This is a genomic window from Prevotella sp. TCVGH, assembly GCF_023522295.1.
Classification (GTDB): domain Bacteria; phylum Bacteroidota; class Bacteroidia; order Bacteroidales; family Bacteroidaceae; genus Prevotella; species Prevotella timonensis.
Genome location: NZ_QFFX01000007.1, coordinates 64,589 through 72,782, shown reverse-complemented (window position 1 = coordinate 72,782; position 8,194 = coordinate 64,589). Strand labels below are relative to the sequence as shown.

6 protein-coding genes are annotated in these 8,194 nt (G+C 43.5%); 1 reads left to right on the top strand and 5 read right to left on the bottom strand.

The annotated features are described in order from the left end of the window. Positions 1-22 precede the first annotated feature (22 nt). From DEM91_RS02495 to pckA, 3 genes are all read right to left on the bottom strand, one after another. On the bottom strand, positions 23-2,260 hold the full coding sequence (locus DEM91_RS02495; RefSeq protein ID WP_249857874.1) for a glutamine synthetase III: 2,238 nt from the start codon (positions 2,258-2,260) through the stop codon (positions 23-25). Positions 2,261-2,423: 163 nt separating this feature from the next. Beyond that, positions 2,424-3,995, bottom strand: coding sequence for a sulfatase family protein (locus tag DEM91_RS02490; RefSeq protein ID WP_410525616.1), 1,572 nt, complete (start codon positions 3,993-3,995; stop codon positions 2,424-2,426). 106 nt (positions 3,996-4,101) lie between these two features. Beyond that, the gene (pckA, locus tag DEM91_RS02485) at positions 4,102-5,715 is read right to left on the bottom strand and encodes a phosphoenolpyruvate carboxykinase (ATP) (protein ID WP_249857873.1); all 1,614 of its coding nucleotides are present in this window, start codon (positions 5,713-5,715) and stop codon (positions 4,102-4,104) included. A gap of 244 nt (positions 5,716-5,959) precedes the next feature. Between pckA and upp the strand changes: the two genes are divergently transcribed. Beyond that, complete coding sequence (gene upp, locus DEM91_RS02480; protein WP_102187742.1) at positions 5,960-6,619, top strand: uracil phosphoribosyltransferase; 660 nt, start codon at positions 5,960-5,962, stop codon at positions 6,617-6,619. Between the two features lie 136 nt (positions 6,620-6,755). On the opposite strand, the gene DEM91_RS02475 is transcribed toward upp, so the two are convergent. After that, a complete protein-coding gene (locus tag DEM91_RS02475) occupies positions 6,756-7,406 on the bottom strand; it encodes an HAD family hydrolase (protein WP_249857872.1) in 651 nt (216 codons plus the stop codon). 558 nt (positions 7,407-7,964) lie between these two features. Next, positions 7,965-8,186 carry a hypothetical protein gene (locus DEM91_RS02470; RefSeq protein ID WP_249857871.1) on the bottom strand — a complete coding sequence of 74 codons (222 nt, stop codon included), beginning with the start codon at positions 8,184-8,186 and terminating at the stop codon, positions 7,965-7,967. Between the last annotated feature and the right edge of the window lie 8 nt (positions 8,187-8,194).

Here is an 8,194-nt window from a genome sequence, read left to right as displayed (position 1 = left end):
ATTCTTGTCCATATGGAAAAAATTAAAGGATTTCTCTTTGCCGTACGACACAGAGAAATCCTAATGACCGATTTGGGATAAATAGCAATTCACGATATTTAGGTAGTGTCCACAACTCGTCGCTAACGATGAGTTCGAGTTTGTCAATTTGATAACGTATCTCTTCCATCTTTGGCGCAACGGTATCGTGATAGGCAATCGCTTTCTCGCGTTCAGAGGTTATTTTGTTGGCAATCTTACGCGCATTTATCAGTTCTTCCACACCTGTCTCAATGCGTTGTGTACGTTCGGCAATCTCTCTAATAATCTTTTTGTTACGACAAGTGAGCTGTTCTGCTTCAGTTCGATCGAATATGTTGAACATGTGGCTCACATTCTCCGCAATTTGACTTTGGTAATGCGTGGCAACAGGGATGACATGATTCATCGTGAGGTCGCCCATCACACGTGCCTCAATTTGAATTTTCTTGGTGTACATCTCCCATTTTACTTCATTGCGTGCCACCAATTCATTGCGTGACATGACCCCAGTGCTTTCAAACATCTCGACACTCTGTTCGTCTAAGTATCTGTCAAACACGATAGGACAGCTGTTTTCACAGTCTAATCCACGGCGTTTGGCTTCCTCTACCCATTCGTCGCTATAGCCATTGCCGTCGAAGTGAATAGGTTTACAGGTTTTTATATCTTTGCGCAGAACGTCAATGATAGCCGATGTTTTGTCTTCGCCCTTTGCAATGAGTTCATCAACGCGTTGCTTAAAGTCATTAAGTGCCTCTGCCATGGCGGTATTTAGCACTATCAACGCACAAGCACAGTTGGCTTCTGAACCGACAGCACGAAACTCAAAGCGATTTCCAGTAAATGCAAAAGGACTGGTACGGTTGCGGTCGGTATTGTCAAGGAATAGCTCTGGAATCTCTGGAATATCGAGCATCATTCCCTGTTTACCATTTAAGGTAAAGAGATCGTCTTTATCGGCTATCTCAATATGATGCAATAAATCAGAGAGTTGCTTTCCCAAAAAGGAGGAAATGATAGCAGGTGGAGCTTCGTTGGCTCCCAGTCGATGCGCATTGGTGGCACTCATGATCGAGGCTTTGAGCAATCCGTTATGTCGATATACACACATCAGCGTTTCTACCAAGAACACCACGAAGCGTAAATTGTCTTCGGCGGTTTTTCCCGGGGCATGGAGGAGCACGCCCGTATCTGTGCTCAAGCTCCAGTTGTTGTGCTTTCCGCTACCATTGATGCCTGCAAATGGCTTCTCGTGTAGCAGTACACGGAACCCGTGTTTGCGTGCTACTCGCTTCATGAGCGACATTAACAGCATGTTATGGTCGTTCGCCAAGTTACATTCTTCAAAGATAGGTGCCAACTCAAATTGGTTAGGAGCCACCTCGTTATGACGAGTTTTGCAAGGTATCCCCAATTCGAGAGCACGAATCTCCAAGTCTTTCATGTAGGTTTGCACACGTTCTGGAATCGTTCCTAAATAGTGATCGTCCATTTGTTGGTTCTTTGCAGCATCGTGTCCCATAAGGGTTCTCCCTGTTAGCATCAAGTCGGGGCGAGCATGGTATAAATCTTCATCCACCAAGAAATATTCTTGTTCCCAGCCCAAGTTGGTGTGTACCTTTTTTATCTGCGTATCAAAATACTGACACACCGCAGTTGCAGCTACGTCGACAGCATGCAACGACCGCAAAAGGGGAGCTTTGTAGTCTAACGCTTCGCCTGTATAAGAAATGAAAATGGTAGGAATACACAGGGTGTCATCAACGATAAAGACAGGTGAAGTAGGATCCCATGCCGAATAGCCTCGTGCCTCGAAGGTATTGCGAATGCCACCATTCGGGAAAGAAGAGGAATCTGCTTCTTGTTGTACCAATAGTTTGCCACTAAACTCTTCTATCATTCCTCCCTTGCCGTCAAACTCTACAAAGGCATCATGTTTCTCGGCGGTGCCTTCAGTGAGAGGTTGAAACCAGTGTGTATAATGTGTAACCCCGTTTTCTTGTGCCCACTGTTTCATGCCTGTTGCCACTGCATCGGCGATGGCTCTATTGAAGTGAGCCCCATTATCAATCACATCAGATAGTTGTTGGAATACATTTTCGGGCAGATATTTTTGCATTTTTGCGCGATTAAAGACATATTTGCCAAAATATGCAGAAGGTCGCTCTTTCGGTGTTACTATTTTTAAGGGCGCTTTTTTCGATGCTTCTGCAACAACGTGAAATCTGAAATTATCCATTTTTATACTATTTGTGGTGTAAATCTTTAGAACTCCATCTTGAAAAGATACCGCTAATGGTACAAACAAGTTAGCTGTTGCAAAATTACAAAAAAACTGAGAGTCGTGACAGTGTGTACCCTTCTTTTTTTAATTGATAGTTTGATGCGTCCATTCTCAACGGTTAATGCTTTGGTATGAAATCTTTTTCTCGCTCTGTCTGTAGGATGCGAGCCAGCTTGTCAGTTACGTCTGGGTAGTTGGTAGCCACGTTCTCTCGCTCAAATAGCTCTTTGCTCATGTCCAAGAGCTGTGCGGTTGGGCAGTTGCCCGTCTCAATTTTGGGTCCCCAAGTAATCATCGGGTTTCCATTGCTCGGCTCTATGTATTTCCATTTTGCTGTTCGCACCGACAGTACATGTGCGCTTGACTGCTCAATGACATACGGTCTTCCTGTCTTGTCCGTACCTAATAGGGCGGATAGACTATTTTGGCTGTCGGGTGCACTGCCTTTGGGAAGGCGCGCTTGTAGCAGGTTGGCGAGGGTTGTCATCAGATCTATTTGGCTTACCAAAGCCTGCGATTCTTGTTTGGCTTTTACCTTGGCAGGCCAACTCACGATGAACGGCACGGCTGTTCCTCCCTCGAAGGCACTGTATTTGTAGCCACGAAAAGGACCAGATGGGCGGTGTCCACCCAATTTCTCTTCAGCTTGGTCTTGGTAACCGTCATCTATCACAGGACCGTTGTCGCTGGTTAGGATGATAAGGGTGTTTTCTCGCAGTCCCAACTCATCGAGAACTTGCGTGATTTTCCCTACCGACCAATCGAATTGCACAATGGCATCGCCTCGCAATCCCATAGGACTTTTGCCCTTAAAGCGTTGGTGTGGAAATCTTGGCACATGTACATCGTTGGTTGCAAAGTACATGAAGAACGGTTTGTTGTAGTTTTCGCGTATGAAATTTACCGCATGTGCTGTGATGGAGTCTGCTATGTTTTCGTCTTTCCACAACGCTTTTCCACCCCCTTTCATATATCCAATGCGCCCAATTCCGTTTACAATCGCCATGTTGTGACCATGACTTGGCTTGAGATTGTACATCAGTTCGGGATTTGTCTGACCCGTTGGTTCGCCTGGGAAAGGCTTTTTGTAGCTCACCTCAATAGGTGCTGAAGGATCGTAGTTAGCCACTTTTCCGTTTTCAATGAATACGCAAGGAACACGATCACTGGTGGCTGCCATGATATAATGGTAGTCAAAGCCCAAGTCTCCCAATGATTGAGCCAATGGTGCATTCCAATCTTGCTCCGCTGTTTGGTCGCCAAGTCCCAGATGCCACTTGCCAATAGCACTAGTTACGTAGCCTTTGCTCTTGAATAAGTCCGCCAGAGTGAACTGCCCTGGACGGATAATCATGCCCGCATTGCCAGCTGCCACGTCGGTGTCTGTGCGTCTCCATGCATACTGACCCGTGAGAAGTGAGTAGCGAGATGGCGTACTGGTGGCTGCTACGGCATGTGCATTGGTGAACCTGATACCGCTTTGCGCGAGGCTGTCCACATGAGGTGTACTCACTCGCTGTGCACCATAGCACTGCAAGTCGCCGTATCCCAAGTCGTCTGCTACGATAACAATGACGTTGGGTGATGAAGTTGTGTGGCTTGTTTGTGCGCAGACAACGTTCGAAACGGCTGGTGTAACGATGATAGCTGCCATCATTCTTGGATGAATCATCAGGGATGTTTTGTCCATGGTGTGTATTTTATACGGTTTGCAAATGACAGTAACGAAAAAAGGGGCTTATCACATCGTTGGATGGATAAGCCCCAGCTTTAATCGCTATGATGCGAAAAATGTATTACAACTGAGGACCAGCAGCTACAAGAGCCTTACCAGCTTCGTTTGTAGTGTACTTGTCGAAGTTCTTGATGAAGCGTTGAGCCAAGTCTTTTGCTTTCTCGTCCCACTGTGATGCGTCACTGTAAGTATCGCGTGGATCGAGGATTTCGGTAGCAACACCTTCCAACTTGGTAGGAACTACGAAGTTGAAGTAAGGCATTGTCTTGGTAGGAGCCTCATCAATAGAGTGATTCAAGATAGCATCAATGATACCACGAGTGTCACGGATAGAGATACGCTTGCCTGTACCATTCCAACCTGTGTTTACTAAGTAAGCCTTAGCACCATTCTTCTTCATCTTCTTCACCAACTCTTCAGCATATTTTGTGGGGTGCAATTCAAGGAATGCCTGACCGAAACAAGCTGAGAATGTAGGAGTAGGTTCGGTAATACCACGCTCTGTACCTGCCAATTTAGCAGTGAAACCAGAGAGGAAGTAGTACTTGGTTTGCTCCTCGTTCAAGATAGATACTGGAGGTAATACGCCGAATGCGTCTGCAGACAAGAAAATTACTTGCTTAGCAGCAGGACCAGCAGAGATAGGCTTTACAATATTCTTGATGTGGTAGATAGGATAAGATACACGAGTGTTCTCTGTGCGGCTCTTATCTGTAAAGTCAATCTTACCGTTTTCGTCTACAATCACGTTCTCTAAAAGTGCATTACGCTTAATTGCTCCATAGATATCAGGCTCTGACTCTTTGTCAAGGTTGATAACCTTAGCATAGCAACCACCTTCAAAGTTGAAAATACCTTTATCGTCCCATCCGTGTTCATCATCACCAATCAACAAACGTTTTGGGTCGGTAGACAAGGTTGTCTTACCAGTTCCTGACAATCCGAAGAAGATAGCGGTGTTCTCACCGTTCATGTCAGTGTTAGCAGAGCAGTGCATTGAAGCAATGCCTTTCAGTGGCAAGTAGTAGTTCATCATTGAGAACATACCCTTCTTCATTTCACCTCCATACCATGTGTTCAAGATAACCTGCTCTTTGGTTGTAACGTTGAAAGCAACGCAAGTTTCAGAGTTCAAGCCCAGTTCTTTGTAGTTCTCTACCTTAGCCTTAGAAGCATTGTAAACAATGAAGTCTGGTTCTTGGTCGAGTTCTTCTTGATTAACAGGACGGATGAACATGTTGGTCACGAAGTGAGCCTGCCATGCTACCTCAACGATGAAGCGAATCTTCATACGTGTGTCTTTGTTAGCACCGCAGAAACCGTCAACTACGAACAAACGCTTGTTAGAAAGTTCTTTCTTAGCCAACTCATTAACGACCTTCCAAGTAGACTCTGTCATCTTGTGGTTGTCGTTCTTATATTCGTCAGTAGTCCACCAAACGGTGTCGTGAGAATTAGCGTCGTCAACAATGAACTTGTCCTTAGGTGAACGACCCGTGTAAATACCTGTTTGTACACAAACTGCACCCAGTTCTGTCTCCTGACCTTTCTCAAAGCCCTCAAGGCCTTCTTTGGTCTCTTCTTCGAACAACAATTCGTAAGAAGGATTGTAAACTACCTCTGTTGTACCTGTAATTCCGTACTTTTCGAGTACTGATTTATCAAACTTTGCCATTATATAAAAATGTATTTAAGTGTGAATAATTATTCTTGAACAATGAATTTCTAATTCGACTACAAAGTTACAGAAAATATATCCGTCGACAAATTTTAGGTTATAAAAAATATATATATCGTTTCTGTTTTAGGTTAAAGAATTGAAAAAAGAAAGCATTGCTTTGATATTTGCAATTTTCACTTTGCAAAAACAAATGGAAATGGCTACTTTTGCAGGATGAAAACATAACACATTGAAAACAATGAAGATTATCAACTTTAGTGAGTCGAACTCGATTATGAACCAGTATTTAATGGAAATAAGAGATGTTGACTACCAAAAAAACCGTTTATTGTTTCGTAATAATATCCAGCGAATAGGCGAATTAGAAGCCTATGAGATATCCAAGACCCTTGATTACGAGAAGAAGGATGTCACTACGCCATTGGGAGTTGCACAGGTGAATATTCCTGCCGACGAGGTTGTGTTGGCTACGATCTTTCGTGCAGGCCTTCCGTTCCATAACGGTTTTCTAAATATCTTCGACCATGCGGGCAATGCTTTCGTGTCTGCTTATCGTCAATATATTGACGAAGAGCAGCATGAGGTGGGTGTGCATGTGGAATATTTGGCTACACCGAGTATTGAAGGTAAAACCCTTATCATTGCCGATCCTATGTTGGCTACGGGAGCTTCCATGGAGTTGGGTTATCAAGCTTTCCTCACAAAGGGAACGCCTAAGCGCATCCATGTCGCTTGCGTCATTGCGACACCAGAGGGTATCGACCACATCAAGAAAACTTTTCCCACGGAGGAAACTACTATCTGGTGTGGAGCAATCGACCCAGGTCTTAACGAACACAAGTATATTGTGCCCGGTTTTGGCGATGCTGGTGACCTTTGTTATGGAAATAAGCTGTAACTACAGTAGTTAGCTGACCGACATAGGGTTTTAATTGATTATTTTTCCTGTTGAAGCAGCATACGTACTCACTTGCTTTTGAAGAGATGTTTTTGTGAGAATGTATGCTGTTCGGTGGTTTTATTTTTTGTTTTTGCTACCTTTTTACAATCTTCAGTAGCTCCTTGAAATCGTCAATAATAAAGTCGGTGTGAAGTGACGTCATTTGCTCACGCGTGCCATTGCCGTACGTAACACCGCAAGTAAATACATTGGCGTTTTGTCCCATTTGGATGTCATACACCGTATCTCCAACCACCATTGCCTCTTGAGGTTGAATGTTTAGATGTGTTAGAGTCATTAGCACGGACTCTGGATGAGGCTTCGCATTCGAAACATCGTTGGCACTCACTACAAAGGGAATGATATCTTTCAGTCCAAAGGTATCTACAAAGTTAAGAAGAGAATGCTTGGAGCGACTACTGGCAATAGTAAGTACGTATCCTAAGCGGTGCAATTCTCGCAAAGTTTCAAGTACATTTGGGAAAAGTGGTACCGCACCGGGAACGTTGTTTTCATGAAACACCTTGTCATACGTTGCAACACATTGCTCACCCATTTCGTCTGTCATAGGGATTAAGTCGGTAAAAGTCTGTTTTAAGGGCAGTCCAATCATTTCGGCGCATTGCTCACGTGTGCGCGGTTCTAAGTGAAGTCGCTCAATAACTTCTAACATTGTGTTGGTAATCAGTGTCTTGGTGTCCGCCAATGTGCCATCAAAATCAAGAATAATAGCTTTTAAGTGCATGTTTGTTTTGTTAAATGGAAGCACAAAGATAAGCAAAATACGGCTATCTTCAGGCGAGTAGTGGATAAAAATGGAAAAACAATTGGGAAGGATAAGAGATGTTACGGTACTTTTTCGTGTACGCAATTCTTCCGTTGAAGACTCATATTTTTACAACGAAAAGGCTCTTATCAGATAGCGGAAATAAAATTATTGGTGTGCAGTTTCGGAGACGCATCAATGCTGAATTATCTTTACAAAGAGCCTCTCATAACTCGCGTATTTGCAACCAACTTCAAAGTTGGTCGCAAATACGCGAGTTATGAGCAATGTTTGTAATTTGTTGTTATTGAGAGTGTTATGGTTACAACATCGTTTTTCATTCGTAAATTTACCACTTTTTTGCCGCTGAAGCATTGAGATAAGCCTGCAAGTTGCATGCTTTATTGCGATTATTACATGTAGATAACACCTCTAATGCGTGTTTCCAAGACAGTTAAGTCAGTGTTTCAGCTTGAAAAGGTGTTTATTTTGTGAAAATCAGCCCATTTTTGTAGGGCGTTTGCCTATTGATTTTTTCTATTTTGAAGATTTTAGATGACCGTTTTTTGGTAAAATAATAGGACAAAAACATCGCATTTCTTTCTCTAAAAATGATAAAAATGAAACGCTGCAGCGCTTTCTTTGAAGCGTCATGGTTGCTACAAGAAGAAAAGCAAAAGAAGCGCATGAGGTAAGCCGTGCAATGCGTTTCTTTCCTAAAGGCTGTTGTTGAAACAAAACGAAAAACTGCTTTTTCATCACCAACC